This is a genomic window from Sporosarcina sp. NCCP-2331 (assembly GCF_023707945.1).
Lineage (GTDB): Bacteria > Bacillota > Bacilli > Bacillales_A > Planococcaceae > Sporosarcina > Sporosarcina cascadiensis.
This window is the reverse complement of record NZ_BRCD01000020.1, coordinates 1-24173: the sequence shown is the minus strand read 5'-3', so window position 1 is coordinate 24173 and position 24173 is coordinate 1. Positions and strand designations below refer to the sequence as shown.

39 protein-coding genes are annotated in these 24173 nt (G+C 43.7%); all 39 read left to right on the top strand.

From position 1 onward, the window contains the following. The first annotated feature begins 153 nt into the window (after window positions 1-153). The 39 genes from rpsL to rpsI all read left to right on the top strand — a co-directional run bounded on the left by rpsL (window position 154) and on the right by rpsI (window position 23984). Window positions 154-573 (top strand): 30S ribosomal protein S12, encoded by a 420-nt coding sequence (gene rpsL / locus NCCP2331_RS12265; RefSeq protein ID WP_153722559.1) that lies wholly within the window; start codon window positions 154-156, stop codon window positions 571-573. Between the two features lie 34 nt (window positions 574-607). Then, entirely contained in the window at window positions 608-1078 is a 471-nt protein-coding gene (rpsG, locus tag NCCP2331_RS12260) for a 30S ribosomal protein S7 (protein ID WP_153722560.1), read from the top strand. A 47-nt stretch (window positions 1079-1125) separates the two neighbouring features. Further along, window positions 1126-3204 (top strand): elongation factor G, encoded by a 2079-nt coding sequence (gene fusA / locus NCCP2331_RS12255; RefSeq protein WP_153722561.1) that lies wholly within the window; start codon window positions 1126-1128, stop codon window positions 3202-3204. 120 nt (window positions 3205-3324) lie between these two features. Beyond that, window positions 3325-4512, top strand: a complete 1188-nt coding sequence (gene tuf, locus NCCP2331_RS12250) for an elongation factor Tu (protein ID WP_153722562.1) — start codon at window positions 3325-3327, stop codon at window positions 4510-4512. A gap of 802 nt (window positions 4513-5314) precedes the next feature. Continuing rightward, window positions 5315-5623 carry a 30S ribosomal protein S10 gene (gene rpsJ / locus NCCP2331_RS12245; RefSeq protein ID WP_153722563.1) on the top strand — a complete coding sequence of 103 codons (309 nt, stop codon included), beginning with the start codon at window positions 5315-5317 and terminating at the stop codon, window positions 5621-5623. A gap of 35 nt (window positions 5624-5658) precedes the next feature. Continuing rightward, a complete protein-coding gene (gene rplC, locus NCCP2331_RS12240) occupies window positions 5659-6288 on the top strand; it encodes a 50S ribosomal protein L3 (protein WP_153722564.1) in 630 nt (209 codons plus the stop codon). Between the two features lie 25 nt (window positions 6289-6313). Beyond that, window positions 6314-6937: a 50S ribosomal protein L4 gene (gene rplD / locus NCCP2331_RS12235; protein ID WP_153722565.1), complete on the top strand. Its 624-nt coding sequence runs from the start codon at window positions 6314-6316 to the stop codon at window positions 6935-6937. Further along, a complete protein-coding gene (gene rplW, locus NCCP2331_RS12230; RefSeq protein WP_153722566.1) occupies window positions 6937-7221 on the top strand; it encodes a 50S ribosomal protein L23 in 285 nt (94 codons plus the stop codon). Before rplD ends, rplW begins: the two co-directional genes overlap by 1 nt. 33 nt (window positions 7222-7254) lie before the next feature. Further along, window positions 7255-8085 carry a 50S ribosomal protein L2 gene (gene rplB / locus NCCP2331_RS12225; protein ID WP_153722567.1) on the top strand — a complete coding sequence of 277 codons (831 nt, stop codon included), beginning with the start codon at window positions 7255-7257 and terminating at the stop codon, window positions 8083-8085. A gap of 60 nt (window positions 8086-8145) precedes the next feature. Next, on the top strand, window positions 8146-8424 hold the full coding sequence (rpsS, locus tag NCCP2331_RS12220; RefSeq protein WP_081243208.1) for a 30S ribosomal protein S19: 279 nt from the start codon (window positions 8146-8148) through the stop codon (window positions 8422-8424). 20 nt (window positions 8425-8444) lie between these two features. Next, window positions 8445-8789 (top strand): 50S ribosomal protein L22, encoded by a 345-nt coding sequence (gene rplV / locus NCCP2331_RS12215; RefSeq protein ID WP_037561627.1) that lies wholly within the window; start codon window positions 8445-8447, stop codon window positions 8787-8789. 3 nt (window positions 8790-8792) lie between these two features. Beyond that, window positions 8793-9449 carry a 30S ribosomal protein S3 gene (gene rpsC, locus NCCP2331_RS12210; protein ID WP_153722568.1) on the top strand — a complete coding sequence of 219 codons (657 nt, stop codon included), beginning with the start codon at window positions 8793-8795 and terminating at the stop codon, window positions 9447-9449. 1 nt (window position 9450) lies between these two features. After that, on the top strand, window positions 9451-9885 hold the full coding sequence (gene rplP, locus NCCP2331_RS12205; protein WP_153722569.1) for a 50S ribosomal protein L16: 435 nt from the start codon (window positions 9451-9453) through the stop codon (window positions 9883-9885). Continuing rightward, window positions 9875-10075: a 50S ribosomal protein L29 gene (gene rpmC / locus NCCP2331_RS12200; RefSeq protein ID WP_025783856.1), complete on the top strand. Its 201-nt coding sequence runs from the start codon at window positions 9875-9877 to the stop codon at window positions 10073-10075. Before rplP ends, rpmC begins: the two co-directional genes overlap by 11 nt. Before the next feature lie 17 nt (window positions 10076-10092). Then, the gene (gene rpsQ, locus NCCP2331_RS12195) at window positions 10093-10356 is read left to right on the top strand and encodes a 30S ribosomal protein S17 (protein WP_153722570.1); all 264 of its coding nucleotides are present in this window, start codon (window positions 10093-10095) and stop codon (window positions 10354-10356) included. 38 nt (window positions 10357-10394) lie between these two features. Continuing rightward, window positions 10395-10763 (top strand): 50S ribosomal protein L14, encoded by a 369-nt coding sequence (gene rplN / locus NCCP2331_RS12190; RefSeq protein WP_153722571.1) that lies wholly within the window; start codon window positions 10395-10397, stop codon window positions 10761-10763. A 36-nt stretch (window positions 10764-10799) separates the two neighbouring features. Further along, window positions 10800-11111 carry a 50S ribosomal protein L24 gene (gene rplX / locus NCCP2331_RS12185; RefSeq protein WP_153722572.1) on the top strand — a complete coding sequence of 104 codons (312 nt, stop codon included), beginning with the start codon at window positions 10800-10802 and terminating at the stop codon, window positions 11109-11111. Between the two features lie 26 nt (window positions 11112-11137). Further along, on the top strand, window positions 11138-11677 hold the full coding sequence (gene rplE / locus NCCP2331_RS12180) for a 50S ribosomal protein L5 (protein WP_153722573.1): 540 nt from the start codon (window positions 11138-11140) through the stop codon (window positions 11675-11677). Between the two features lie 20 nt (window positions 11678-11697). Next, entirely contained in the window at window positions 11698-11883 is a 186-nt protein-coding gene (locus tag NCCP2331_RS12175; protein WP_008298870.1) for a type Z 30S ribosomal protein S14, read from the top strand. Between the two features lie 30 nt (window positions 11884-11913). Beyond that, window positions 11914-12312 (top strand): 30S ribosomal protein S8, encoded by a 399-nt coding sequence (gene rpsH, locus NCCP2331_RS12170; protein WP_153722574.1) that lies wholly within the window; start codon window positions 11914-11916, stop codon window positions 12310-12312. A 30-nt stretch (window positions 12313-12342) separates the two neighbouring features. Further along, window positions 12343-12882: a 50S ribosomal protein L6 gene (rplF, locus tag NCCP2331_RS12165; RefSeq protein ID WP_153722575.1), complete on the top strand. Its 540-nt coding sequence runs from the start codon at window positions 12343-12345 to the stop codon at window positions 12880-12882. A gap of 33 nt (window positions 12883-12915) precedes the next feature. Further along, the gene (gene rplR, locus NCCP2331_RS12160) at window positions 12916-13278 is read left to right on the top strand and encodes a 50S ribosomal protein L18 (RefSeq protein ID WP_153722576.1); all 363 of its coding nucleotides are present in this window, start codon (window positions 12916-12918) and stop codon (window positions 13276-13278) included. A gap of 22 nt (window positions 13279-13300) precedes the next feature. Then, window positions 13301-13801 carry a 30S ribosomal protein S5 gene (rpsE, locus tag NCCP2331_RS12155; protein ID WP_153722577.1) on the top strand — a complete coding sequence of 167 codons (501 nt, stop codon included), beginning with the start codon at window positions 13301-13303 and terminating at the stop codon, window positions 13799-13801. Window positions 13802-13814: 13 nt separating this feature from the next. Beyond that, window positions 13815-13997 (top strand): 50S ribosomal protein L30, encoded by a 183-nt coding sequence (gene rpmD / locus NCCP2331_RS12150; RefSeq protein WP_251671022.1) that lies wholly within the window; start codon window positions 13815-13817, stop codon window positions 13995-13997. A 32-nt stretch (window positions 13998-14029) separates the two neighbouring features. Next, window positions 14030-14470: a 50S ribosomal protein L15 gene (gene rplO, locus NCCP2331_RS12145; RefSeq protein WP_153722579.1), complete on the top strand. Its 441-nt coding sequence runs from the start codon at window positions 14030-14032 to the stop codon at window positions 14468-14470. After that, window positions 14470-15762, top strand: a complete 1293-nt coding sequence (secY, locus tag NCCP2331_RS12140) for a preprotein translocase subunit SecY (RefSeq protein ID WP_153722580.1) — start codon at window positions 14470-14472, stop codon at window positions 15760-15762. The genes rplO and secY overlap by 1 nt, the downstream gene beginning before the upstream one ends. Before the next feature lie 48 nt (window positions 15763-15810). Beyond that, entirely contained in the window at window positions 15811-16464 is a 654-nt protein-coding gene (locus NCCP2331_RS12135) for an adenylate kinase (protein WP_153722581.1), read from the top strand. Between the two features lie 346 nt (window positions 16465-16810). Beyond that, on the top strand, window positions 16811-17029 hold the full coding sequence (gene infA / locus NCCP2331_RS12130) for a translation initiation factor IF-1 (RefSeq protein ID WP_040759924.1): 219 nt from the start codon (window positions 16811-16813) through the stop codon (window positions 17027-17029). A gap of 39 nt (window positions 17030-17068) precedes the next feature. Next, window positions 17069-17182, top strand: a complete 114-nt coding sequence (rpmJ, locus tag NCCP2331_RS12125; protein ID WP_076758849.1) for a 50S ribosomal protein L36 — start codon at window positions 17069-17071, stop codon at window positions 17180-17182. Window positions 17183-17206: 24 nt separating this feature from the next. Next, window positions 17207-17572: a 30S ribosomal protein S13 gene (gene rpsM / locus NCCP2331_RS12120; protein WP_153722582.1), complete on the top strand. Its 366-nt coding sequence runs from the start codon at window positions 17207-17209 to the stop codon at window positions 17570-17572. Between the two features lie 25 nt (window positions 17573-17597). Then, window positions 17598-17987: a 30S ribosomal protein S11 gene (gene rpsK / locus NCCP2331_RS12115; RefSeq protein WP_009499031.1), complete on the top strand. Its 390-nt coding sequence runs from the start codon at window positions 17598-17600 to the stop codon at window positions 17985-17987. A gap of 124 nt (window positions 17988-18111) precedes the next feature. Further along, the gene (locus NCCP2331_RS12110; protein WP_009499030.1) at window positions 18112-19056 is read left to right on the top strand and encodes a DNA-directed RNA polymerase subunit alpha; all 945 of its coding nucleotides are present in this window, start codon (window positions 18112-18114) and stop codon (window positions 19054-19056) included. A 31-nt stretch (window positions 19057-19087) separates the two neighbouring features. Continuing rightward, on the top strand, window positions 19088-19468 hold the full coding sequence (rplQ, locus tag NCCP2331_RS12105; protein WP_009499029.1) for a 50S ribosomal protein L17: 381 nt from the start codon (window positions 19088-19090) through the stop codon (window positions 19466-19468). Between the two features lie 250 nt (window positions 19469-19718). Continuing rightward, window positions 19719-20576, top strand: coding sequence for an energy-coupling factor ABC transporter ATP-binding protein (locus NCCP2331_RS12100; RefSeq protein WP_251671021.1), 858 nt, complete (start codon window positions 19719-19721; stop codon window positions 20574-20576). Continuing rightward, window positions 20552-21427 (top strand): energy-coupling factor ABC transporter ATP-binding protein, encoded by an 876-nt coding sequence (locus NCCP2331_RS12095; RefSeq protein WP_153722584.1) that lies wholly within the window; start codon window positions 20552-20554, stop codon window positions 21425-21427. The genes NCCP2331_RS12100 and NCCP2331_RS12095 overlap by 25 nt, the downstream gene beginning before the upstream one ends. After that, window positions 21421-22218 carry an energy-coupling factor transporter transmembrane component T family protein gene (locus tag NCCP2331_RS12090; RefSeq protein ID WP_153722585.1) on the top strand — a complete coding sequence of 266 codons (798 nt, stop codon included), beginning with the start codon at window positions 21421-21423 and terminating at the stop codon, window positions 22216-22218. The genes NCCP2331_RS12095 and NCCP2331_RS12090 overlap by 7 nt, the downstream gene beginning before the upstream one ends. 5 nt (window positions 22219-22223) lie before the next feature. Then, entirely contained in the window at window positions 22224-22961 is a 738-nt protein-coding gene (gene truA, locus NCCP2331_RS12085; RefSeq protein ID WP_251671020.1) for a tRNA pseudouridine(38-40) synthase TruA, read from the top strand. 173 nt (window positions 22962-23134) lie between these two features. Further along, the gene (gene rplM, locus NCCP2331_RS12080; RefSeq protein ID WP_251671019.1) at window positions 23135-23572 is read left to right on the top strand and encodes a 50S ribosomal protein L13; all 438 of its coding nucleotides are present in this window, start codon (window positions 23135-23137) and stop codon (window positions 23570-23572) included. Between the two features lie 19 nt (window positions 23573-23591). Next, window positions 23592-23984, top strand: coding sequence for a 30S ribosomal protein S9 (gene rpsI, locus NCCP2331_RS12075; RefSeq protein ID WP_153722588.1), 393 nt, complete (start codon window positions 23592-23594; stop codon window positions 23982-23984). Window positions 23985-24173 lie beyond the last annotated feature (189 nt).

The window sequence follows — 24173 nt, the reverse complement described above, 5'->3', positions numbered from 1 at the left end:
CGAGAAGCAATCATCATATAAACAACAGTGAACAGAGATCTCTGGTTTACTAATTCGTTTTTGTGTGTGCACGCACAAGAACATTGTTTTTACTTAAAAATGAACCACCTGGATGTGTGGTATTACAAAAAGCTCGGAAGGAGGAACAACCTAATGCCTACAATTAATCAATTAGTCCGAAACCCACGCAAGTCGAAATCGGAGAATTCTAAATCACCGGCTCTGGGGAAAAGCTATAACAGCTTTAAAAAGTCAATGACTAACGTGAACTCACCACAAAAAAGAGGTGTTTGTACACGTGTTGGTACAATGACTCCTAAGAAACCAAACTCGGCGTTACGTAAATATGCTCGTGTTCGTTTGACAAACACATTGGAAGTTAACGCGTATATCCCTGGTGAAGGCCATAACCTGCAAGAACACAGTGTGGTACTGATCCGCGGAGGACGAGTAAAAGACTTACCGGGTGTTCGTTACCATATCGTACGTGGAGCGCTTGATACAGCTGGAGTAACCGGCCGTATGCAAAGCCGTTCGATGTACGGTGCTAAAAAGCCAAAAGAAAAAAAGTAATATAAACTAATGATATCGAAAGGAGGAACTAATTATGCCTCGTAAAGGTCCTGTTGCAAAACGCGATGTGTTACCCGATCCGATTTATAATTCCAAGCTTGTAAGCCGCCTTATCAATAAAATGATGGTAGACGGTAAAAAAGGTACTTCTCAAAAAATTCTTTATGGAGCGTTCGAACTTGTACAAGAACGTTCTGGTAAGGATCCGCTTGAAGTATTCGAAGCTGCTCTAAATAATGTAATGCCAGTTCTTGAAGTACGTGCTCGCCGTGTTGGTGGAGCTAACTATCAGGTGCCGGTGGAAGTACGTCCTGAACGCCGTTCAACTCTTGGTCTTCGTTACCTGGTTAACTATTCACGCACACGTGGAGAGAAAACAATGGAAGAACGCCTTGCAAACGAAATTCTTGATGCTTCTAATAACACTGGTGCTTCTGTTAAACGCCGTGAAGAAATGCATAAAATGGCTGAAGCCAACAGAGCATTTGCTCACTATCGTTGGTAAGTCCGGATACACTACAAGAGTAATCCGAAACGGAAGGAGTTTACAAAATGGGTAGAGATTTCTCCTTAGAGAATACTCGTAACATTGGTATCATGGCTCACATCGACGCTGGTAAAACAACGACAACTGAGCGGATCCTTTTTTACACAGGTAAAATCCACAAAATTGGTGAAACGCACGAAGGTGCTTCACAAATGGACTGGATGGAGCAAGAACAAGAGCGTGGAATCACGATTACATCAGCTGCTACAACAGCTGCATGGAAAGGTCACCGCGTAAACATCATCGATACACCGGGACACGTAGACTTCACAGTAGAAGTTGAACGTTCATTGCGTGTATTGGATGGAGCTGTTACGGTACTTGACGCTCAGTCAGGTGTAGAGCCGCAAACAGAAACGGTTTGGCGCCAGGCGACAAACTACAAAGTACCACGTCTTGTATTCGTAAACAAAATGGATAAAACTGGTGCTGACTTCTTATATTCAGTAGGCACACTGCGTGAACGCCTGCAAGCGAATGCACACCCTATCCAATTGCCGATCGGTGCAGAAGATAACTTCTCAGGAATTATCGACTTAATCGAAATGAAGGCAACATTGTATCCAAACGATCTAGGTACTGATACAACTGTAGGAGATATCCCTGCTGAACATCTGGAACTGGCGAATGAATACCGTGAAAAGTTGATCGAAGCAATCGTAGACTTTGATGAAGACTTAATGGAAAAGTATCTTAGCGGCGAAGAACTTACAGTAGAAGAAATCAAAACAGCTATTCGTAAGGCAACATTAGCAGTTGAGTTCTATCCTGTAGTCTGCGGGACAGCTTTCAAAAATAAAGGGGTTCAGTTGGTATTGGACGCAGTAATTGACTTCTTGCCATCACCTCTTGATATTCCTCCAATGGTAGGAGTAAACCCTGATACTGAAGAAGAGGAAGAGCGTCATTCAAGCGATGAAGAGCCATTCTCTGCACTAGCATTTAAAGTAATGACGGACCCTTATGTAGGTAAACTTACGTTCTTCCGTATTTACTCTGGAATTCTTCAGGCGGGTTCTTATGTTACAAACTCTACAAAAGGCAAGCGTGAGCGTGTAGGTCGTATTCTGCAGATGCATGCTAATAGCCGTGAAGAGATTTCTGAAGTGCATGCGGGTGAAATCGCTGCTGCTGTTGGTTTGAAAGATACGACAACTGGTGACACACTTTGTGATGAGAAAGCATTGATCATCCTTGAATCAATGGAATTCCCTGAACCGGTTATCTCCGTAGCTATCGAGCCGAAAACAAAAGCGGACCAAGATAAAATGGGTCAAGCTCTTGGTAAGTTACAAGAAGAAGATCCTACGTTCCGTGCACATACAGACCAGGAAACAGGCGAAGTAATCATCGCAGGTATGGGTGAACTTCACTTGGACATCATTGTTGACCGTCTAAGACGTGAATTCAAAGTGGAAGCAAACGTGGGCGCGCCACAAGTTTCCTACCGCGAGACATTCCGTCAGTCGGCTGAAGTTGAAGGTAAATTCGTTCGTCAATCAGGCGGACGTGGACAGTTCGGTCACGTATGGGTTGAATTTGGTCCAAACGAAGAAGGAAAAGGATTCGAATTCGTTAATAATATTGTTGGTGGTTCTGTTCCTCGTGAATATATCCCAGCAGTTGAAGCGGGAATTCGTGATTCATTAGATAACGGTATTTTGGCTGGATATCCATTAATCGATGTCAAAGCACGCCTGTTTGACGGATCTTACCATGACGTTGACTCCAACGAAATGGCATTTAAGGTCGCTGCATCAATGGCTTTGAAAAATGCTGCATCAAAATGTGCTCCTGTAATCCTTGAGCCGACAATGAGAGTAGAAGTTATCATTCCGGAAGAATACATGGGCGATATCATGGGTGATATTACATCACGCCGCGGCCGTGTAGAAGGTATGGAAGCTCGCGGTAACGCACAAGTAGTTCGTGCAATGGTTCCGCTTGCTGAAATGTTCGGATATGCAACATCTCTACGTTCAAACACACAGGGCCGCGGTGTATTCTCTATGGTGTTCGATCACTATGAAGAACTTCCAAAGTCCATTGCTGAAGAAGTAATCAAGAAAAACAAAGGTGAATAATTAAGGTTCATCCTTGTTTCCTGAAGTAAATGCTTGTAAGATATGGATAGTCGAGGGCACGCTCTCGGCTTCTATACTATAAAAAAACTAAACTTTTCAATTAAAGGGAGGACCTCTAAAATGGGTAAAGAAAAATTCGACCGCTCCAAGGAGCACGCAAACGTAGGAACAATTGGTCACGTTGACCATGGTAAAACAACTTTGACTGCTGCTATCGCAACAGTTCTATCTAAAGCTATGGGTGGAGAAGCGAAATCATACGCTGACGTTGATAACGCACCTGAAGAAAAAGAGCGTGGAATCACAATCAGTACTTCACACGTTGAGTACGAAACTGAAAAGCGCCACTATGCACACGTTGACTGCCCGGGTCACGCTGACTATGTTAAAAACATGATCACTGGTGCTGCACAAATGGACGGCGGAATCCTAGTAGTATCTGCTGCTGACGGCCCAATGCCACAAACTCGTGAGCACATCCTTCTTTCTCGTCAAGTAGGTGTTCCTTACCTAGTAGTCTTCATGAACAAATGTGACATGGTTGACGACGAAGAGCTACTTGAATTAGTAGAAATGGAAATCCGTGAACTTCTATCTGAATATGACTTCCCTGGCGATGACATTCCTGTTATCCAAGGATCAGCTCTTAAAGCTCTTGAAGGAGAGCCAGAGTGGGAAGAGAAAATTTTGGAACTAATGAAAGCTGTTGACGATTATATCCCAACTCCGGAACGTGATACTGACAAGCCGTTCATGATGCCTGTTGAGGATGTATTCTCAATCACAGGACGCGGTACAGTTGCTACTGGACGTGTTGAGCGTGGAGTAGTTAAAGTCGGAGATGTTATTGACATCATTGGTCTATCTGAAGAGCCAAAATCTACTACTGTAACAGGAGTAGAAATGTTCCGTAAGCTTCTTGATTATGCGGAAGCTGGAGATAACATCGGTGCACTTCTTCGTGGTGTATCACGTGAAGACATCGAGCGCGGTCAAGTTCTTGCTAAGCCGGGAACAATCACGCCACACACTCAGTTCAAATCTGAAGTGTATGTTCTATCAAAAGAAGAAGGCGGACGTCACACTCCATTCTTCTCAAACTACCGTCCTCAGTTCTACTTCCGTACAACTGACGTAACTGGCATCATCCAACTTCCTGAAGGCGTAGAAATGGTTATGCCTGGGGATAACGTTGAAATGACAGTTGAACTGATCTCTCCAATCGCGATTGAAGAAGGTACTAAATTCTCAATTCGTGAAGGTGGACGTACAGTTGGAGCTGGCGTTGTAGCAACAATCACAAAATAATTTATTTTAATCCCGCCCTAACCGGCGGGATTTTTTTGTGTTGAGACAAACTCGGCGGATCAGAAATAACGCTAAGCAAATATATGTGAGACTGAAAAAGGCTTTGCTGGCCAGGCGATATGGAAGTTAGAGGGTCAATTTATTTACTTTTGATCATTCAAACCATACAAGTGCTCATGAAACAGTAAAAGCACACATAAATAGCCCACAAGCGCTCATTAAACATGTCCGAGTGATTATAAACTCTTGCCGAGTGATCACGGCAGCCATGCCGGCGCTCATTCAAGTTCCTGTTTACCGGACATATGCTCGAGAAAGTCTGCGATGAATTCGTACACTGCAGCCACTTCGTAGGTTTGCGAGATGTATATTGCGCAAGGTCCCAAATGGTGAGGAAATGATCACTAAAAAATGCGCGCTTTGCTAGACAGGCTCGGTGCGGTGGTTGATTCGCTATCCGCACTCCAGAAAGCATCTTCCTAAACGCAGGGAGGATCTCTCCACAGGCGCACAATTTCTCAGCTAATACCAAGTCCGATTTTGTGGCGGGTCTTCTTTATACGTGCATCTGCACGCAAAAACTGTTAAGATAATAAACGGATTAAAAAAAGATTATAAAACCCAGATAAATTTCTCCTAAAGGGTTGCGTGAAGCTCTTAAGTTATGTATAATGTTGAATGTTGGTCTTTGACTGCGATGAAGCGAGAGGTTGCCGATACACCCGGCCGCTTTGCCATGGCGCGTGTATGGGAAATTTTCGTGGAGAATTGTCTAGAAAATAGGCGAAAGGGAGGGAAAGTAATGGCAAAACAAAAGATTCGTATCCGATTGAAAGCTTATGATCACAGAATGTTAGATCAGTCCGCTGAAAAGATTGTTGAAACGGCTAAACGTTCTGGTGCTAGTGTTTCAGGTCCAATTCCGTTGCCGACTGAAAGAACAGTTTACACGGTATTGCGTTCAGTTCACATCTACAAAGATTCACGTGAGCAATTTGAAATGCGTACACACAAACGTTTAATCGATATCGTAAATCCGACTCCACAAACTGTGGATGCGTTAATGAAGCTTGATTTACCATCAGGCGTCGACATCGAAATTAAACTATAATAAATAAAACAAACATATTACAGGAGGTGTGACTAATGACCAAAGGAATCTTAGGAAGAAAAGTCGGTATGACGCAAGTATTTGCTGAAAACGGTGATTTAATCCCAGTAACAGTGATTGAAGCTGCTCCAAACGTAGTTCTTCAAAAGAAGACGATCGAAACAGACGGCTACGAGTCAATCCAACTTGGATTTGATGACAAACGTGAAAAGCTTTCAAATAAGCCTGAACAAGGCCATGTAGCAAAAGCTAACACGGCACCTAAGCGCTTCATCCGTGAAGTTCGCGGAGCAGACGTTAGTGCATACGAAGTTGGTCAGGAAGTCAAAGTCGATACATTCGCAGCAGGCGAAGTAGTAGACATTACAGGAGTATCAAAAGGTAAAGGATTCCAGGGTGTTATTAAGCGCCACGGTTTCTCACGCGGACCAATGTCACACGGATCTCGTTTCCACCGCGCGCCAGGTTCACTAGGTGCGGTAGACGGACAGCGTGTATTCAAAGGGAAGAAATTACCTGGTCGTACTGGTGGCAAAACAGTAACGATTCAAAACGTGGAAATTGTGCGAGTTGACGAAGAACGCAACTTGTTACTAGTTAAAGGCAACGTTCCTGGAGCACGCAAATCACTTGTTCAAGTGAAAAGCGCAATCAAAGGGAACTGAGTAAAAGAGGAAGGAGGAAATAGGAATGCCTAAAGTATCTGTAGTAAGTCAAACAGGTTCTGCAGTCGGCGACATCGAACTAAACGATGCGATTTTCGGAATCGAGCCGAATGATGCAGTATTATTTGAAGCAATTATTCAGCAACAAGCTTCTTTACGCCAGGGTAACCACAAGGTTAAAACTCGCGCGGAAGTAGCAGGCGGCGGTCGTAAACCATGGCGTCAAAAGGGCACAGGTCGTGCTCGTCAAGGGTCTATCAGATCACCACAGTGGCGCGGAGGCGGTATCGTATTCGGTCCGACACCACGCAGCTACAGCTATAAAATGCCTAAGAAAGTTCGTCGTTTAGCTCTTCTTTCAGCTCTTTCTACGAAAGTTCGCGATGAAGAATTAATCGTTGTAGACAACTTAGCATTTGACGCACCAAAAACAAAAGGCTTTGTTAAAGTGCTTGAAGATCTTTCAATTACTAAGAAAGCACTTTTTGTTACAGCTGATATGGAAGAAACGGTAGCATTGTCTGCCCGCAATATTCCTGGAGTCAGCGTTGTTACAGCGAACGGCATCAATGTCCTTGACCTAGTCGGACATGATCAGCTCGTTATGACAAAAGCAGCAATTGAAAAAGTAGAGGAGGTGCTTGGTTAATGGAAGCACGTGATATTTTGAAACGTCCGGTCATTACCGAGCGTTCTTCTGAGCAAATGGAATTTAGAAAATACACATTCGAAGTTGATACGCGAGCGAACAAAACGCATGTCAAACAAGCTATTGAAGAAATCTTCGGTGTACAAGTTGAAAAAGTAAACGTTCAGAACTACAAAGGCAAGTTCAAACGTATGGGAAAACATGCTGGCTACACTAACAAGCGCCGTAAAGCAATTGTTACGCTAACAGCTGATTCCAAAGATATCGAACTTTTTGAAATGTAATTATTTCACTAATAAATGAAGGAGGGAACACAAATGGCGATCAAGAAGTACAAAGCTACCTCCAACGGACGTCGTAATATGACCGCTTCTGACTTTGCTGAGATTACAACAGACAAGCCAGAAAGATCATTGCTTGAACCAATCAAGCGTAAAGGCGGACGTAACAACCAAGGTAGAATGACAGTTCGTCACCAAGGTGGAGGACACAAGCGCCAATACCGCGTCATCGATTTCCAACGTCGGAAAGATGGCATTCCAGGACGCGTTGCTACGATCGAATACGATCCGAACCGTTCTGCAAACATCGCATTGATTAACTATGCTGATGGAGAAAAGAAATACATCCTTGCACCAAAAGGATTAACAGTAGGGACTACAATTATGTCAGGACCTGAAGCGGACATCCGTGTAGGGAATGCACTGCCATTAGAAAACATCCCAATGGGTTCTACAATCCATAACATTGAAATGAAACCTGGCAAGGGTGGACAGCTAGTCCGTTCTGCAGGAACTTCAGCTCAATTACTGGGCCGTGAAGGCAAATATGTCATCATCCGCCTACAATCTGGAGAGGTTCGTATGATCCTTGCTACTTGCCGCGCGACAATCGGTCAAGTGGGTAACGAGCAGCACGAATTAATCAATATTGGTAAAGCAGGCCGTTCACGCTGGTTAGGCAAGCGCCCGACAGTCCGCGGATCTGTAATGAACCCTAACGATCACCCACACGGTGGTGGTGAAGGACGTACACCAATCGGCCGTCCAAGTCCTGTTACACCTTGGGGTAAACCAACTCTTGGTTACAAGACTCGTTCTAAGAACAATAAATCAGATAAACTTATCGTTCGCCGTCGTAAAAAATAATGTGATTGCACTGCGGTTCATCAGATGGACCGTAGTACATACTTGGAAGGAGGTTCCAGAATGGGCCGCAGCTTGAAAAAAGGACCTTTTGCAGATGACCATTTACTAAAAAAGGTTGACGCACAAAAAGATTCAGAAAAGAAACAGGTTATTAAAACATGGTCACGCCGTTCTACAATCTTCCCGACTTTCATCGGATTGACGATTGCAGTATATGATGGACGCAAACATGTTCCTGTATATGTAACAGAAGATATGGTTGGTCATAAACTAGGTGAATTCGTACCTACGCGCACATACAAAGGCCATGGTGCCGACGATAAGAAAACAAAACGCTAATTTGAGAGGAGGTTATTCTGATGCAACAAGCTAAAGCATCTGTACGCACAGTCCGTATCGCTTCTCGCAAAGTTCGTTTGGTCGTTGATCTTATTCGCGGCAAGAATATCGGTGAAGCTATGGCTATTCTACGACTTACGCCTAAAGCGGCATCTCCTGTTGTAGAGAAACTTTTGAAATCAGCAATTGCAAATGCTGAGCATAACTACGAAATGGACACAGAGAACTTAATTGTCAGTGAAGTATTCGTAGATGAAGGACCAACAATGAAACGTTTCCGTCCACGTGCACAAGGTCGTGCAAGTGCGATCAACAAACGTACAAGCCACATCACACTAGTGGTATCTGAGAAGAAGGAGGGGTAATTAGTGGGCCAAAAAGTACATCCTAATGGACTTCGTGTCGGTGTCATCCGTGACTGGGACTCAAAATGGTACGCGGAAAAAGATTACGCGTCCTTACTGCATGAAGACTTAAAAGTTCGTGAATACATCGAAAAGCGTCTAGTAGATGCATCAGTTTCAAAAGTAGAAATTGAGCGTGCTGCAAAGCGTGTTAACATTACAATCCACACTGCAAAGCCAGGTATGGTTATCGGTAAGGGCGGTTCTGAAGTAGAAACACTTCGTAAGCAGCTTAACGAAATCACAGGCAAGCGTGTACACATCAATATTGTAGAAATTAAGCGTGCTGATTTAGATGCTAAACTAGTTGCAGAATCAATCGCTCGTCAATTAGAAAGCCGTGTATCATTCCGTCGTGCTCAGAAGCAAGCTATTCAACGCACAATCCGCTCTGGCGCTAAAGGAATTAAAACACAAGTGTCTGGTCGTCTTGGCGGTGCTGACATCGCTCGTGCTGAACACTATAGTGAAGGAACTGTCCCTCTTCATACATTACGTGCAGATATAGATTATGCACATGCTGAAGCTGATACTACTTATGGTAAGCTTGGCGTAAAGGTATGGATTTATCGTGGTGAAGTCCTTCCAGTAAAGAAGAACTCTGGGGAAGGAGGCAAATAATATGTTAATGCCTAAACGTGTTAAACATCGTCGTGTATTCCGTGGGAAAATGCGTGGTGAAACAAAAGGTGGCGCTACTGTTCAATTTGGTGAGTTTGGTCTTCAAGCTCTTGAATCAGGTTGGATCACGAACCGTCAGATTGAATCTGCTCGTATTGCTATGACTCGTTATATGAAACGTGGCGGTAAAGTTTGGATCAATATTTTCCCGCACAAACCATATACTAAGAAGCCTCTTGAAGTCCGGATGGGTTCCGGTAAAGGTGCTGTAGAAGGCTGGGTTGCTGTTGTAAAGCCCGGTAGAGTAATGTTTGAAATTGCAGGTGTATCGGAAGAGGTAGCTCGTGAAGCGCTTCGACTCGCATCGCACAAACTTCCAGTAACAAGCAAGTTTGTAAAACGTGAAGAAATTGGTGGTGAGTCTAATGAAAGCTAATGAAATCCGTGACTTAACAACTGCAGAGATAGAGCAAAAAGTGAAATCACTGAAAGAAGAGCTTTTCAACCTTCGCTTCCAGTTAGCGACAGGTCAATTAGAAAACACTGCACGCATCCGTGAAGTACGTAAATCGATTGCGCGCATGAAAACTGTAATACGTCAAAGAGAAATCAGTGCAAATAACTGATGAAGGAGGTTGCAGCCATGACTGAGCGTAACCAGCGCAAAGTATACACAGGCCGTGTCGTTTCCGATAAAATGGATAAAACCGTTACGGTAATGGTAGAAACATACAAAAAACATTCTTTATACGGTAAGCGTGTAAAGTATTCTAAAAAGTTGAAAGCACATGATGAGCTAAACGAAGCGAAAATTGGCGATGTAGTTCGTATTATGGAAACTCGTCCATTATCCGCAACTAAGCGTTTCCGTCTTCTAGAAGTCGTTGAAAAAGCGATCATCATCTAATAAGTTTTTAACGCAGACTGCGGAAGGAGGTAGCCTAGATGATTCAACAAGAAACTCGAATGAAAGTTGCTGACAACTCTGGTGCTCGTGAAGTACTTACGATTAAAGTGCTTGGCGGTTCAGGCCGTAAAGTAGCAAATATCGGAGACGTTGTCGTTGTGACAGTTAAGAAAGCAACACCAGGTGGCGTTGTTAAGAAGGGTGACGTTGTGAAAGCTGTCATCGTTCGTACGAAAAGTGGAGTTCGTCGTAAAGACGGTTCTTACATTACATTTGATGAAAATGCTTGCGTTATCATCCGTGACGACAAAGGACCACGCGGAACACGTATTTTCGGACCAGTTGCTCGCGAATTGCGCGATAACAACTTCATGAAAATCATTTCACTTGCTCCAGAAGTTCTTTAATTCTAATGACAGAGCCAGTCAAGGAGGTGCGATAGAATGCACGTTAAAAAAGGCGACAAAGTAATGGTGATCTCTGGGAAAGATAAAGGCAAAACAGGTGTGATCCTGACTGCTTATCCCAAAAAAGACCGTGTGCTTGTTGAAGGTATTAATATCGTCAAGAAACATACAAAACCGAACCAAGAGAACCCTCAAGGCGGAATTGTAAGCCGAGAAGCTGCAATTCATGTCTCAAACGTGATGGTCATCGATCCGAAATCGGGCGAGCCGACTCGTGTAGGTTATAAATTGGAAGACGGTAAGAAAGTACGTATTGCCAAAAAATCCGGCGAAGCACTGGACAAGTAAGTAAGGCATGAAAGGAGGTCCGACTGATGAGTCGTTTGAAAGAGAAATTTACTAAAGAAATCACTCCTGCTCTAATGAGCAAGTTTGAATATACATCTGTAATGCAAGTACCTAAAGTCGATAAGATCGTTATCAACATGGGTGTTGGTGATGCTGTACAAAATACAAAAGCACTTGACGCAGCTGTTGAAGATCTTGCAACTATCTCAGGTCAAAAACCCGTTATTACAAAAGCTAAGAAATCGATCGCTGGTTTCCGTTTGCGTGAGGGAATGCCTATCGGAACGAAAGTAACACTTCGTGGCGAGCGCATGTACGAGTTTCTTGATAAATTAGTATCTGTCTCATTACCACGTGTACGTGACTTCCGTGGCGTTTCTAAAAAAGCGTTCGATGGCCGCGGCAACTATACACTAGGTGTGAAAGAGCAACTTATTTTCCCTGAAATTGACTTCGATAAAGTATCAAAAGTACGTGGAATGGACATCGTCATCGTGACGACTGCAAACACTGATGAAGAAGCACGCGAGTTGCTTACACAGTGCGGCATGCCATTCCAAAAGTAAAATAATAGGGAGGCGAAAACGTGGCTAAGAAATCTATGATCGCTAAACAGAAACGTACGCCAAAGTACAAAGTTCAAGAATATACACGCTGCGAACGCTGCGGCCGTCCACATTCGGTATATCGCAAATTTAAACTTTGCCGTATTTGTTTCCGCGAACTTGCATATAAGGGACAACTTCCTGGCGTCAAAAAAGCCAGCTGGTAAACCCCTAATTAGGGAAGGAGGTTAATTCTAATGACAATGAGTGATCCGATTGCAGATATGCTTACACGCATCCGTAACGCGAACATGGTTCGCCACGAGAAGCTTGAGGTACCTGCTTCAAACGTAAAGAAAGAAATCGCAGAAATCTTAAAACGAGAAGGTTTCGTACGTGATGTAGAATACGTAGAAGATAACAAACAAGGAATCATCCGCATTTTCCTTAAATACGGTCAGGATAACGAACGTGTTATCAATGGTTTGAAACGTATTTCTAAACCAGGACTTCGTGTGTATGCAAAGTCAACTGAAGTACCTAAAGTACTTAACGGCTTAGGTATCGCACTAGTATCAACATCAAATGGTGTTGTAACTGATAAAGAAGCCCGCGCTAAACAAATCGGCGGAGAAGTCGTCGCTTACGTTTGGTAATTTGCGACAAATGAATGGAGGTGCAATAGAATGTCCCGTATTGGTAATCGTCAGATCGAAGTGCCTGAAAGTGTTACGGTAACAATTTCAGATGATAACTTCGCAACTGTTAAAGGTCCGAAAGGTGAACTTTCAAGACAATTAGATCATGCAATCACTATCAATCAAGAAGGTAACGTCATCACATTGACTCGTCCTTCTGATTCTAAAGATCATCGTTCTATCCACGGTACAACTCGCTCTGTGCTTAACAACATGGTAGTAGGAGTATCAACAGGATTCGAACGCACACTAGAATTGGTTGGTGTCGGATATCGTGCACAGATGCAAGGTAAGAAACTTGTATTGAATGTAGGATATTCACATCCAGTTGAATTCACACCAGAAGAAGGTGTAGAAGTTGAAGTGCCGGCGAACACGAAAATCATTGTCCGCGGCTATAACAAAGAACACGTAGGTGCTCTTGCTTCTAACATCCGTCAAGTACGTCCGCCAGAGCCGTATAAAGGCAAAGGTATTCGATATGAAGGCGAAATTGTTCGTCGTAAAGAAGGTAAAACAGGTAAATAATACCGCCTGAGGTATTTGGAAGGAGTGACCACGATGATCACGAAACAAGATAAAAACGCTGTCCGTAAAAAACGTCACGCACGCGTGCGTACGAAAATCAGCGGAACTGCAGAGCGTCCACGTCTAAACGTTTACCGTTCAAACAAACACATCTATGCACAATTGATTGACGACACAAATGGTGTAACAATCGTTAGTGCTTCAACAATGGATAAAGATGTTGATGCTGGATCTACAGGTAACACAGAATCTGCAGCTAAAGTCGGCGAGCTAATTGCGAAAAAAGCTGTTGAAAAAGACGTCAAGTCGGTTGTTTTCGACCGTGGCGGATATCTTTTCCATGGCCGTGTAAAAGCTCTAGCTGACGCAGCACGCGAAAATGGACTTGAATTTTAATTAAGAAGGAGGGACATATTCCATGCGTCGTAATGAACAGAACAAAAGCGAGTTTGAAGAACGCGTAGTAACGATCAACCGTGTTGCGAAAGTTGTGAAAGGCGGACGTCGTTTCCGTTTTACAGCACTTGTCGTTGTCGGTGATAAAAACGGTCGTGTCGGTTTTGGAACTGGTAAAGCACAAGAAGTTCCGGATGCAATCCGCAAAGCAATCGAAGATGCGAAGAAAAACTTAGTTACAGTGCCAATGGTTAAAGGTACAACACCTCACGAAGTAATTGGACGTTTTGGTGCAGGACAAATCCTCATCAAACCAGCAGCGCCAGGTACTGGAGTAATTGCAGGTGGACCTGTCCGTGCGGTACTTGAACTTGCAGGCATAACGGATATCCTTTCAAAATCTCTTGGATCAAGCACACCAATCAACATGGTTCGTGCAACAATCGAAGGATTACAGAATTTGAAACGCGCAGAAGATATTGCAAAATTGCGTGGTAAATCCGTAAAAGAACTGTTAGGTTAAGGGGGGAAATACAATGGCGAACAAACTTGAAGTCACCCTTACGAAAAGTGTTATTGGTTCTAAGCCAACACAACGTAAAACAATTGAAGCACTTGGTCTTCGAAAGTTAAATCAAACAGTTGAACATCAAAATAACGACGCAATCCGTGGTATGATCACAAAGGTCAATCACTTGGTAACCGTTAAAGAAATTTAAGTATTATTTTAGAATAAGGAGGTGCCGATAAGATGAAATTACACGAGTTAAAACCAGCTGAAGGTTCTCGTAAAAATCGCAAGCGTATTGGTCGCGGGATTGGTTCTGGATTTGGTAAAACTTCCGGTAAAGGTCACAAAGGTCAAAACGCACGTTCAGGCGGCGGTGTACGTCTTGGTTTTGAAGGTGGCCAAATTCCCCTTTTCCAACGACTTCCTAAGCGCGGGTTCACGAACATCAATCGTAAAGATTATGCGATCGTTAACCTCGATACATTGAATCGTTTCGAAGAAGGCACGGAAGTAACGCCGGAACTGCTAATTGAAACTGGAGTTGTCAGCAACGCTAAATCGGGTATCAAGATTCTTGGTAACGGGACTCTTGAGAAAAAGATTACAGTGAAAGCTAATAAATTCTCCGCTTCTGCGAAAGAAGCAATCGAAAAAGCGGGCGGGCAAACAGAGGTGGTATAATGTTTCAGACAATCTCTAACTTCATGCGTGTGAAAGAGATCCGGTCTAAAATAATTTTCACCCTCCTAGTGCTCATCGTGTTCAGACTAGGGACATTTGTTCCGGTTCCAAACGTTGATGCAACTGCTTTACAGCAATCAGATAACCAATTCATTGGTTTTTTGAATACGTTCGGTGGGGGAGCGCTCTCCAACTTCTCGATCTTTGCAATGGGGATTATGCCGTATATTACGGCATCCATCATTGTGCAGCTCTTGCAGATGGATGTAGTGCCGAAGTTCACTGAGTGGTCTAAACAAGGAGACGTTGGAAGACGAAAGCTTGCACAGTTCACAAGGTACTTCACGATTGTTCTTGCGTTTATCCAGGCAATTGCCATGTCGTTTGGTTTTAACCAGACGTTCGGCGGTAAATTGATCGCGGATAACAGTGTGTCTACATATGTCGTGATTGCGATTGTGTTGACTGCAGGAACTGCTTTCCTATTATGGCTCGGCGAACAAATCACTGCTAAAGGTGTCGGAAATGGTATTTCCATTCTTATCTTTGCGGGGATCGCCGCAGGTATTCCGAATGCTGTGAATCAATTGTATGTAACGCAGATCCAAGACGCTGGAGATGCACTATTTATTCGTATTGCCACCATGATTCTACTGCTGATCGTGGTAGTAGCAATTGTTGTCGGAGTTATTTATTTCCAAGAAGCCTTGCGAAAAATTCCGATTCAATATGCGAAACGTGTTTCAGGACGTAATCAATCAGTTGCAAGTCAACAAACACACTTACCTTTAAAACTGAATGCTGCAGGTGTTATCCCAGTAATCTTTGCAGTGGCATTCTTCATAACGCCACAGCAAATCGCTCCATTTTTCGGTGAGAACAGCGTGACAAAAACAATTATCCGGATTTTTGATTACACGAATCCAATTGGAATGATTCTTTACGTCACACTTATTATCGCTTTCACATACTTCTATGCATTCATTCAAGTGAATCCAGAGAATATGGCTGAAAACCTGAAAAAGCAAGGCGCGTATATTCCGGGGATACGTCCAGGCGCAAACACTCAAAAGTACTTAACCAGCACTCTGTACAGACTGACATTCGTCGGCTCGATCTTCCTTGCCGTCGTTGCTGTTATGCCTATTTTCTTCATCAATCTGGCGAATCTTCCTCAATCCGCTCAAATCGGCGGAACGAGCCTGCTCATCGTGGTTGGAGTAGCCCTTGAAACAATGAAGCAGCTGGAATCACAGTTAGTGAAGAGACATTACAGAGGGTTTATGAAATAAAAAGCAATAGCCTGACCTATTGTGTAACTAAATGGAGGGCAACGACGTATGAATATCGTATTAATGGGTCTGCCTGGTGCCGGTAAAGGTACACAAGCAGACAAAATTGTCGAAAAGTACGGAATCCCCCATATTTCTACAGGCGATATGTTCCGTGCTGCCATTAAAGAAGGCACGGAACTTGGAGTCAAAGCAAAGTCGTTCATGGATCAGGGAGCATTGGTTCCTGATGAAGTTACCATTGGTATCGTACGTGAACGATTGAGCAAAACAGATTGCGATAACGGCTTTCTTCTTGATGGATTCCCTAGAACTGTTCCTCAAGCGCAGGCATTGGATGCTTTGCTTGATGACTTAGGGAAGAAAATCGAGTACGTAATTGATATTGAAGTCGATACGGAAGAATTAGTCGCTCGTTTATCTGGACGTCGGATCTGTAAAGTATGCGGAACATCTTATCACTTACTATTCAACCCGCCAAAAGTTGAAGATATCTGTGATAAAGACGGAGGCGAACTTTACCAGCGTGCAGATGATAATCCTGAGACTGTCATGAATCGTTTGGAAGTAAATATGAACCAGACAGCTCCTTTACTCGACTTTTATGGCGAAAAAGGTGTACTGACTAAAATAGATGGTCAACAAGACATCAATGTTGTATTCGAAGATTTGGATGCAGTATTGCAACAAAGCACGAAGTAATCAATCCTTTTCGGGCACAGCTGCATCACTGTTCGGAAAGTTATGGTTGAAAACGAGCTGCAAAAGCATAGGTGCCCGGTATAGGACAAATGAGAGTTTTGTATGATTGCTTCTTCAGTAGTTCCTGCATGCATTTTCGTGTAAAACACGATATAATGTGTAGTTGTTACTGCTGTGAGAACAATAAAGGAACTCATTCGCAGCAATGCGTACAGCGAAATGTGGCAGACGTCTTTCGAACATCACTCATGCAAACTGGACATATGTTGAAGGAAGCTTTTTTGAAGGCGACTGATGCCGCTCGATGGTGAAAGCCTTTATTGGATATAGAAGGGAGACAGGATTGATGGCGAAGGACGACGTAATTGAGGTTGAAGGAACTGTTCTTGAAACGTTGCCGAATGCGATGTTTAAAGTGGAGTTGGAAAACGGGCATACGGTGCTAGCACACGTATCTGGTAAAATTCGTATGCACTTTATTCGTATTCTGCCTGGCGACAAAGTGACAATGGAACTTTCGCCTTATGATTTGACACGTGGTCGTATCACATACCGTTTTAAATAAAACTTTTGCACTCCGGAATATTGAAGGAGGTTGGGCAGGATGAAAGTAAGACCATCTGTAAAACCGATCTGCGAAAAATGTAAAGTTATTCGTAGACGCGGCCGAGTAATGGTAATCTGTGAAAATCCAAAACATAAACAAAGACAAGGCTAAAACACAAGGAGGTGCACAACTTATATGGCACGTATTGCTGGTGTAGACGTTCCGCGCGATAAGCGCGTTGTCATTTCATTGACATATATTTATGGAATCGGTAAAACAACTGCGAAAAGTATTTTGACTGCAGCTGATATTTCTGAAGAAACTCGCGTTCGTGATTTAACTGACGCAGAACTTGATAAAATTCGTGAACAAATTGACGGCTTGAAAGTAGAAGGAGATCTACGTCGTGAGACTTCTCTAAACATCAAGCGTTTGATGGAGATCGGTAGTAACCGTGGAATCCGTCATCGTCGTGGATTGCCTGTTCGCGGTCAGAACACGAAAAATAACGCTCGTACTCGTAAAGGTCCTAAACGTACAATTGCTAACAAGAAAAAATAATAGGTAAAGGAGGGCTCTTTCCAACATGGCACGTAAACAACAAACTCGTAAACGTCGTGTGAAAAAGAATATTGAAACCGGTATTGCACATATCCGTTCGACGTTCAATAATACTATCGTTACAATTACAGATAGCCACGGTAATGCACTTTCATGGTCTAGTGCTGGTGCACTTGGCTTCAGAGGTTCTCGTAAATCCACTCCATTTGCTGCACAAATGGCTGCTGAAACTGCAGCAAAAACAGCTATGGAACACGGTTTAAAATCATTGGAAGTAACAGTTAAAGGCCCGGGTGCTGGTCGTGAAGCGGCTATCCGTTCACTACAGGCTGCTGGTCTTGAAGTTACTGCAATCAGAGACGTAACTCCGGTTCCGCACAACGGTTGCCGCCCGCCAAAACGTCGTCGCGTATAATAGGTTTGAATCTATTGGATTAAGAAAGACATTTTTTGTTAATACTGTTGAAATAGGTTATCTATTATCAGTGAATTCAATATGGTTTAACCAATACAGAAGACGTTTTGAGGAGGGTAAATAAATGATCGAGATTGAGAAACCAAAGATTGAAACAGTTACGATCGGTGAAGATTCACAGTTTGGTAAATTTATTATCGAACCGCTTGAGCGTGGATACGGAAATACCTTAGGGAATTCCTTGCGTCGCATTCTCTTGTCTTCATTACCAGGAGCTGCTGTGACATCTATTCAGATCGATGGAGTACTTCATGAATTCTCAACAATTGAAGGTGTCGTTGAAGACGTATCGACGGTTATTTTGAATGTGAAGAAACTCGCTCTCAAGATTTACTCAGATGATGAGAAAGTAATTGAGATTGATGTGAAAGGTGAAGGCGTCGTGACGGCTGCGGATATCACTCATGATAGTGATGTCGAAGTATTGAATCCAGATCTCCCGATTGCTACTCTCGGCAAGAATGGACATTTACGTATGCGTATGTATGCTGTGCGCGGTCGTGGATATGTTCCTTCCGATCAAAACAAACGTGAGGATCTAGCGATTGGTGTAATTCCGATCGACTCAATTTACACTCCGGTATCACGCGTCAACTTCCAAGTGGAGAACACTCGCGTCGGTCAAAGTACCAACTTTGATAAGTTGACACTTGATGTGTGGACAGATGGCAGCATCGGTCCTAAAGAGGCAGTATCTCTTGGAGCTAAAATTCTTACAGAACACCTTAATATATTCGTTGGTATGACTGACGAAGCACAGACTGCAGAAATCATGGTAGAAAAAGAAGAAGACCAAAAAGAAAAGGTTCTTGAGATGACTATCGAAGAGCTGGACCTTTCTGTTCGCTCTTACAACTGCCTGAAACGTGCGGGAATCAATACAGTCTTAGAACTTGCTAATAAGTCCGAAGACGAAATGATGAAAGTGCGAAACCTTGGCCGCAAATCACTTGAAGAAGTGAAGGCTAAACTAGATGAGCTAAACCTTGAGTTGCGCTCGGAAGAATAACTGACATATACTTGAAGGAGGGAAACTTCAAATGGGATACAGAAAACTTGGACGCACAAGTTCACAACGTAAAGCTATGCTACGCGATTTGACAACTGATTTAATCGTCCACGAGCGCATCCAGACAACTGAAGCACGTGCGAAAGAATTGCGTTCAGTAGTTGAAAAGATGATCACTCTTGGTAAACGTGGAGATCTTCATGCACGTCGTCAGGCTGCTGAATATATCCGTCGTGAAACGGTGACAGTTGAAAACGAAGAAGGCGAAGAAGCAACTGTGTTTGCACTTCAAAAACTTTTCGATACAGTGGCACCTCGCTATGCAGACCGCCAAGGCGGTTATACACGTATAATGAAGATGGGTCCTCGCCGCGGCGATGGCGCACCAGTAGTTATCATCGAATTAGTGTAATTCCATACACTTCGAGGGTGTGTCTGTCATGCACAGCCACACCCTCTTTTATAAACATATAAGATTTATACGACTGAAAAGCTGAGTGTTACGATCAGCGGGCAATCGACTGGTCTAGCTCTACGTACCTCATCTGAGATGTCGGCATGAGCACCCGGCATTTACGTTTTGAAAGGCGCATTCCTTAGATGAGGTACGCGCTTTTTTTTTATACATAAGAATATCTAGCATAGTAAAAGGAGTGTACTTAATGAAGGAAATCGCGTCGATGCATCAGGTGACGTTTTCATATGAATCTGTCGAGGAAGAGTCGAAAGAAATTCATCCCAAGGCTTTGGATGATGTCTCTTTTACTTTGTATGAAGGCGAGTGGCTGGCTGTTGTCGGTCATAATGGTTCAGGTAAATCGACGCTGGCAAAACTGCTGATCGGTTTGCTGTTTCCTTCGTCAGGTGAAGTGAATCTCTTTTTAGAACAGTTAAGTGAAGAGAATTTATGGGAGACCCGTTCCCGAATGGGTATCGTGTTTCAAAATCCTGATAATCAATTTGTCGGTTCCACTGTTCAGGATGATGTCGCGTTTGCGCTGGAAAATAACGGCGTTCCTCATGAGATAATGGTGAGACGCGTGCACGAGGCGCTTGAACAGGTAAAGATGACAGGTTATATCAATCATGAGCCGCATCATTTATCGGGCGGTCAAAAGCAGCGTGTAGCGATTGCAGGCGCATTGGCTCTGCAGCCTGAGCTCTTAATATTAGATGAAGCGACTTCTATGCTCGATCCTCAAGGCAGAGAAGAAGTCATTGAGATTGTAAAAAAACTCAGAGCTGAATTTGGACTTACCGTGATTTCTATTACACACGATCTGGAAGAAGTATTGCTGGCAGATCGAGTCCTTGTAATGAATGAAGGAAACGTCCTGATGACCGGAACACCTGAAGAGATATTCCGAAAAGGAGCCGAATTGGAATCGATCGGCCTCGATCTTCCATTTGCTTTGCGTGTTTCAGAATTGCTTCGCCAGGCAAACGTGGATATTCAGGGGAATCATATGACAGAAGAAGAGTTGGTGAATGAATTGTGGACATTTCACTTCAGCAAGTAGGGTATTTATATGCAAAAGATTCGCCGTTTGAAAAGAGGGCATTACAAGATGTGACAGCTACAATTCCTTCAGGCTCTTATACGTCGGTCATCGGCCATACAGGGTCAGGCAAGTCGACTCTACTCCTTCATTTGAACGGTCTGCTGAAACCCTCTGAAGGTATCGTGAAGATCGGTGATACCACCATTACTGCACAGACGAAAGGAAAGCAGCTGAAGGACGTTCGTCACAGGGTAGGCATCGTTTTCCAATTTCCCGAACATCAACTGTTCGAGGAAACGGTTGAAAAGGATATTATGTTTGGACCAATTAATTTCGGTGTGCCGAAAGAGATTGCTCGCGACCGGGCACATGAGCTAGTGAAGCTGCTTGGCTTGCCGGAAGAGGTCCTGCAGAAATCGCCTTTTGAGCTGTCTGGAGGTCAAATGCGCCGTGTGGCAATTGCCGGTGTACTTGCATTCAAACCGTCTGTGTTGGTGCTAGATGAACCGACAGCAGGGCTGGATCCAAGAGGACGCAAAGAAATAATGGAGCTGTTTCACCGTCTTCATGATACGGAGAATCTGACGACTATTTTAGTTACCCATAGTATGGAAGATGCTGCACGCTATAGTGACCGCATTGTTGTGATGCATGAAGGAACATCTGTTATGGAAGGAACCCCTGAAGAGATTTTCAGTCAGCAGGAGATACTGCACTCCTATCGTTTAGGCATTCCCCGTTCGGTACGTTTTCAGCATAGAATGGAAAAACTGATTGGCCGGAAACTCGGAAGGCTGGCATTAACGGAAGAATTACTGGCACAGGAATTGGCTGCTGCTGTGCGGGGAAAGGGAGATAGGCCATGTTAGAAAAAATGATCATCGGCCGCTATATCCCCGGCAATACGATCGTGCATCGACTAGATCCGCGCTCGAAGCTGCTTTTTGTCTTCCTGTTTGTCATTGCCGTGTTTCTGGCGAATAATGTCGCCTCTTATGCTGTGCTGCTCGTTTTCACTGCTTTTGTGATTGCATTGGCGCGAATTAAGCCGTATTTTTTAGTGAATGGCTTGAAGCCGGTGCTGTTTTTAATTGTTTTCACGCTTTTACTGCATATTTTTTTCACTCGTGAAGGCCCGATTATATTTGAATGGAAATTCATCAAGATCTATGAAGAAGGATTACGGATGGGTATTTTCATTTCCATCAGGTTCCTGGTGCTGGTGCTGATTACCACTGTGCTGACATTGACCACTTCACCGATATCCATTACAGACGGTCTGGAAACACTTCTGAACCCATTCAAAAAGTTGAAACTACCGGTGCACGAGCTGGCCCTGATGATGTCGATTGCACTTCGTTTCATTCCGACTTTGATGGATGAGACGGATAAAATCCTGAAGGCTCAGCTGGCAAGAGGCTCCGATTTGAGCACAGGCTCGATAAAGGAGCGGATACAGGCTGTTATCCCGCTGCTCGTCCCGCTGTTCGTCAGTGCGTTTAAACGGGCTGAGGATCTGGCTGTCGCTATGGAAGTGAGAGGCTACCGCGGGGGAGAGGGAAGGACGAGGTTCCGTCAGTTGTCGTGGCAAATGAAAGATACGTCGGTTATGATTGCGTTTATTGTATTAGTGGCCGTTTTGGCTTGGGTTAGGAAGTGAACACATTGAAACGAATGAAAGCAAAGGTATCCTATGATGGAACCGATTTTGCGGGCTATCAGTCGCAGCCGAATATGCGCACAGTACAATCGGAAATTGATAAAGCGCTCGTTAAACTGCATAAAGATCCATCGGTGCACTCAGTAGCGAGCGGCCGCACAGATTCCGGCGTTCATGCGCTCGGACAAGTCATCCATTTTGATACGCCGCTTGATCTTGGCAACCGCTGGCGGATGGCACTGAATGTGCTGCTGCCAAAAGATGTGCGCGTAGTCGAGGTAGAGGAAGCAGCAGCCGATTTTCATGCACGCTATAGCGCAGCGGGGAAAACGTATCAATATAGATGGACTTACAATGAAGTGCAAAGCCCGTTTGAACGAAATTTTGCGGTTCATTTGGGAAGATGGGATCCTGATATTGAGCGGATGCAAGAAGCTGCGCAGTATTTAATTGGCACGCATGATTTTACAAGTTTTTGTTCTGCAAAAACTGCGACGTCGAATAAAGTCCGGACAATCCGCAAGCTGACACTTAAACGGCAAGGTGATCACTTGCTGATGGAAGTGGAAGGCGACGGTTTTCTTTACAATATGGTACGCACGATTGCAGGTGTTTTACTGGCAGTCGGGATCGGCTGGGATGAGCCGGAAGACGTCAAGAGGATTCTGGATACAAAAGATCGGAAAAGTGCAGGCAAAACAGCGCCTGCACACGGTTTGTACCTGCTGGAAGTGACGTATTAAGGTCATGGCAACTAATCCTGGCGTTTTCATAAAAACGCTTGACTTTTAGTGGATTAGAAGGTAAGATGATAAATGGTATTTCAATAACCCCACAAACAAGCCCCGGAAGTTTATTTGTGTTTAGGGATAGAGAAAACAACGGAACAGATTGATATTTTTAGGAGGATTACAATATGCGCACAACATTCATGGCTAAAGGTCACGAAGTAGAACGTAATTGGCTTGTTGTCGACGCTGAAGGACAAACGCTTGGACGTCTTGCTTCAGAGGTTGCATCACTTTTACGTGGTAAACATAAACCAACGTTCACACCACATGTTGATACAGGTGACCACGTCATCATCATCAACGCTGAGAAAATTCAATTAACAGGTAACAAATTGAAAGATAAAATTTATTACCGTCATTCAGGGTATACAGGCAGCATCAAGTCACGCACAGCGCTTGAAATGCGTACAAACTACCCTGTTAAAATGCTTGAACTTGCAATCAAAGGAATGCTTCCAAATGGTCCTCTAGGCCGTCAGACATTCAAAAAATTGCACGTTTATGCTGGAGCAGAACATCAGCATGCAGCACAAAAACCTGAAGCTTATGAGCTTCGCGGATAATTAAGAGGAGGAAACACACTTGGCACAAGTACAATATATCGGCACTGGCCGTCGTAAAAGTTCAGTAGCTCGTGTACGTCTAGTTCCTGGCGAAGGTAAAATTACCGTCAATAACCGTGACGTAGAAGACTACGTACCATTCGAAACACTGCGTGAAATCATCAAACAGCCACTGGTTACAACTGAAACACTTGGAAGCTACGATATCCACGTTAACGTTAACGGTGGAGGTTACACTGGTCAAGCTGGCGCAATCCGTCACGGCGTTGCCCGTGCATTGCTTACAGTAGATCCTGATTTCCGTCCGGCACTTAAATCTGCAGGATTCTTAACACGTGACCCACGTATGAAAGAACGTAAGAAGCCAGGTCTTCGCGGCGCTCGTCGTGCACCTCAGTTCTCGAAGCGTTAATTTATCTATTAGTACAGCCTCTCCCCGAATTTTCGAGGAGAGGTTTTTTAATATCCTGCATTCCTAATTCAAAAAGTAAAATCACTGAATTTGGATTGTTAAAAAGGATGGCTAAATCTGTACAGAGAATTAAATGTATTCATAGGTTTTTTAAAAGAGATCTTGAAACAAACAAAAGAGTCCAGTCAT

What these genes read in the sequence shown, in the direction of transcription:
- rpsL (WP_153722559.1), top strand. Translation starts at nt 154, where the DNA reads ATGCCTACAATTAATCAATTAGTCCGAAACCCACGCAAGTCGAAATCG.
- rpsG (WP_153722560.1), top strand. Translation starts at nt 608, where the DNA reads ATGCCTCGTAAAGGTCCTGTTGCAAAACGCGATGTGTTACCCGATCCG.
- fusA (WP_153722561.1), top strand. Translation starts at nt 1,126, where the DNA reads ATGGGTAGAGATTTCTCCTTAGAGAATACTCGTAACATTGGTATCATG.
- tuf (WP_153722562.1), top strand. Translation starts at nt 3,325, where the DNA reads ATGGGTAAAGAAAAATTCGACCGCTCCAAGGAGCACGCAAACGTAGGA.
- rpsJ (WP_153722563.1), top strand. Translation starts at nt 5,315, where the DNA reads ATGGCAAAACAAAAGATTCGTATCCGATTGAAAGCTTATGATCACAGA.
- rplC (WP_153722564.1), top strand. Translation starts at nt 5,659, where the DNA reads ATGACCAAAGGAATCTTAGGAAGAAAAGTCGGTATGACGCAAGTATTT.
- rplD (WP_153722565.1), top strand. Translation starts at nt 6,314, where the DNA reads ATGCCTAAAGTATCTGTAGTAAGTCAAACAGGTTCTGCAGTCGGCGAC.
- rplW (WP_153722566.1), top strand. Translation starts at nt 6,937, where the DNA reads ATGGAAGCACGTGATATTTTGAAACGTCCGGTCATTACCGAGCGTTCT.
- rplB (WP_153722567.1), top strand. Translation starts at nt 7,255, where the DNA reads ATGGCGATCAAGAAGTACAAAGCTACCTCCAACGGACGTCGTAATATG.
- rpsS (WP_081243208.1), top strand. Translation starts at nt 8,146, where the DNA reads ATGGGCCGCAGCTTGAAAAAAGGACCTTTTGCAGATGACCATTTACTA.
- rplV (WP_037561627.1), top strand. Translation starts at nt 8,445, where the DNA reads ATGCAACAAGCTAAAGCATCTGTACGCACAGTCCGTATCGCTTCTCGC.
- rplP (WP_153722569.1), top strand. Translation starts at nt 9,451, where the DNA reads ATGTTAATGCCTAAACGTGTTAAACATCGTCGTGTATTCCGTGGGAAA.
- rpmC (WP_025783856.1), top strand. Translation starts at nt 9,875, where the DNA reads ATGAAAGCTAATGAAATCCGTGACTTAACAACTGCAGAGATAGAGCAA.
- rpsQ (WP_153722570.1), top strand. Translation starts at nt 10,093, where the DNA reads ATGACTGAGCGTAACCAGCGCAAAGTATACACAGGCCGTGTCGTTTCC.
- rplN (WP_153722571.1), top strand. Translation starts at nt 10,395, where the DNA reads ATGATTCAACAAGAAACTCGAATGAAAGTTGCTGACAACTCTGGTGCT.
- rplX (WP_153722572.1), top strand. Translation starts at nt 10,800, where the DNA reads ATGCACGTTAAAAAAGGCGACAAAGTAATGGTGATCTCTGGGAAAGAT.
- rplE (WP_153722573.1), top strand. Translation starts at nt 11,138, where the DNA reads ATGAGTCGTTTGAAAGAGAAATTTACTAAAGAAATCACTCCTGCTCTA.
- rpsH (WP_153722574.1), top strand. Translation starts at nt 11,914, where the DNA reads ATGACAATGAGTGATCCGATTGCAGATATGCTTACACGCATCCGTAAC.
- rplF (WP_153722575.1), top strand. Translation starts at nt 12,343, where the DNA reads ATGTCCCGTATTGGTAATCGTCAGATCGAAGTGCCTGAAAGTGTTACG.
- rplR (WP_153722576.1), top strand. Translation starts at nt 12,916, where the DNA reads ATGATCACGAAACAAGATAAAAACGCTGTCCGTAAAAAACGTCACGCA.
- rpsE (WP_153722577.1), top strand. Translation starts at nt 13,301, where the DNA reads ATGCGTCGTAATGAACAGAACAAAAGCGAGTTTGAAGAACGCGTAGTA.
- rpmD (WP_251671022.1), top strand. Translation starts at nt 13,815, where the DNA reads ATGGCGAACAAACTTGAAGTCACCCTTACGAAAAGTGTTATTGGTTCT.
- rplO (WP_153722579.1), top strand. Translation starts at nt 14,030, where the DNA reads ATGAAATTACACGAGTTAAAACCAGCTGAAGGTTCTCGTAAAAATCGC.
- secY (WP_153722580.1), top strand. Translation starts at nt 14,470, where the DNA reads ATGTTTCAGACAATCTCTAACTTCATGCGTGTGAAAGAGATCCGGTCT.
- NCCP2331_RS12135 (WP_153722581.1), top strand. Translation starts at nt 15,811, where the DNA reads ATGAATATCGTATTAATGGGTCTGCCTGGTGCCGGTAAAGGTACACAA.
- infA (WP_040759924.1), top strand. Translation starts at nt 16,811, where the DNA reads ATGGCGAAGGACGACGTAATTGAGGTTGAAGGAACTGTTCTTGAAACG.
- rpmJ (WP_076758849.1), top strand. Translation starts at nt 17,069, where the DNA reads ATGAAAGTAAGACCATCTGTAAAACCGATCTGCGAAAAATGTAAAGTT.
- rpsM (WP_153722582.1), top strand. Translation starts at nt 17,207, where the DNA reads ATGGCACGTATTGCTGGTGTAGACGTTCCGCGCGATAAGCGCGTTGTC.
- rpsK (WP_009499031.1), top strand. Translation starts at nt 17,598, where the DNA reads ATGGCACGTAAACAACAAACTCGTAAACGTCGTGTGAAAAAGAATATT.
- NCCP2331_RS12110 (WP_009499030.1), top strand. Translation starts at nt 18,112, where the DNA reads ATGATCGAGATTGAGAAACCAAAGATTGAAACAGTTACGATCGGTGAA.
- rplQ (WP_009499029.1), top strand. Translation starts at nt 19,088, where the DNA reads ATGGGATACAGAAAACTTGGACGCACAAGTTCACAACGTAAAGCTATG.
- NCCP2331_RS12100 (WP_251671021.1), top strand. Translation starts at nt 19,719, where the DNA reads ATGAAGGAAATCGCGTCGATGCATCAGGTGACGTTTTCATATGAATCT.
- NCCP2331_RS12090 (WP_153722585.1), top strand. Translation starts at nt 21,421, where the DNA reads ATGTTAGAAAAAATGATCATCGGCCGCTATATCCCCGGCAATACGATC.
- rplM (WP_251671019.1), top strand. Translation starts at nt 23,135, where the DNA reads ATGCGCACAACATTCATGGCTAAAGGTCACGAAGTAGAACGTAATTGG.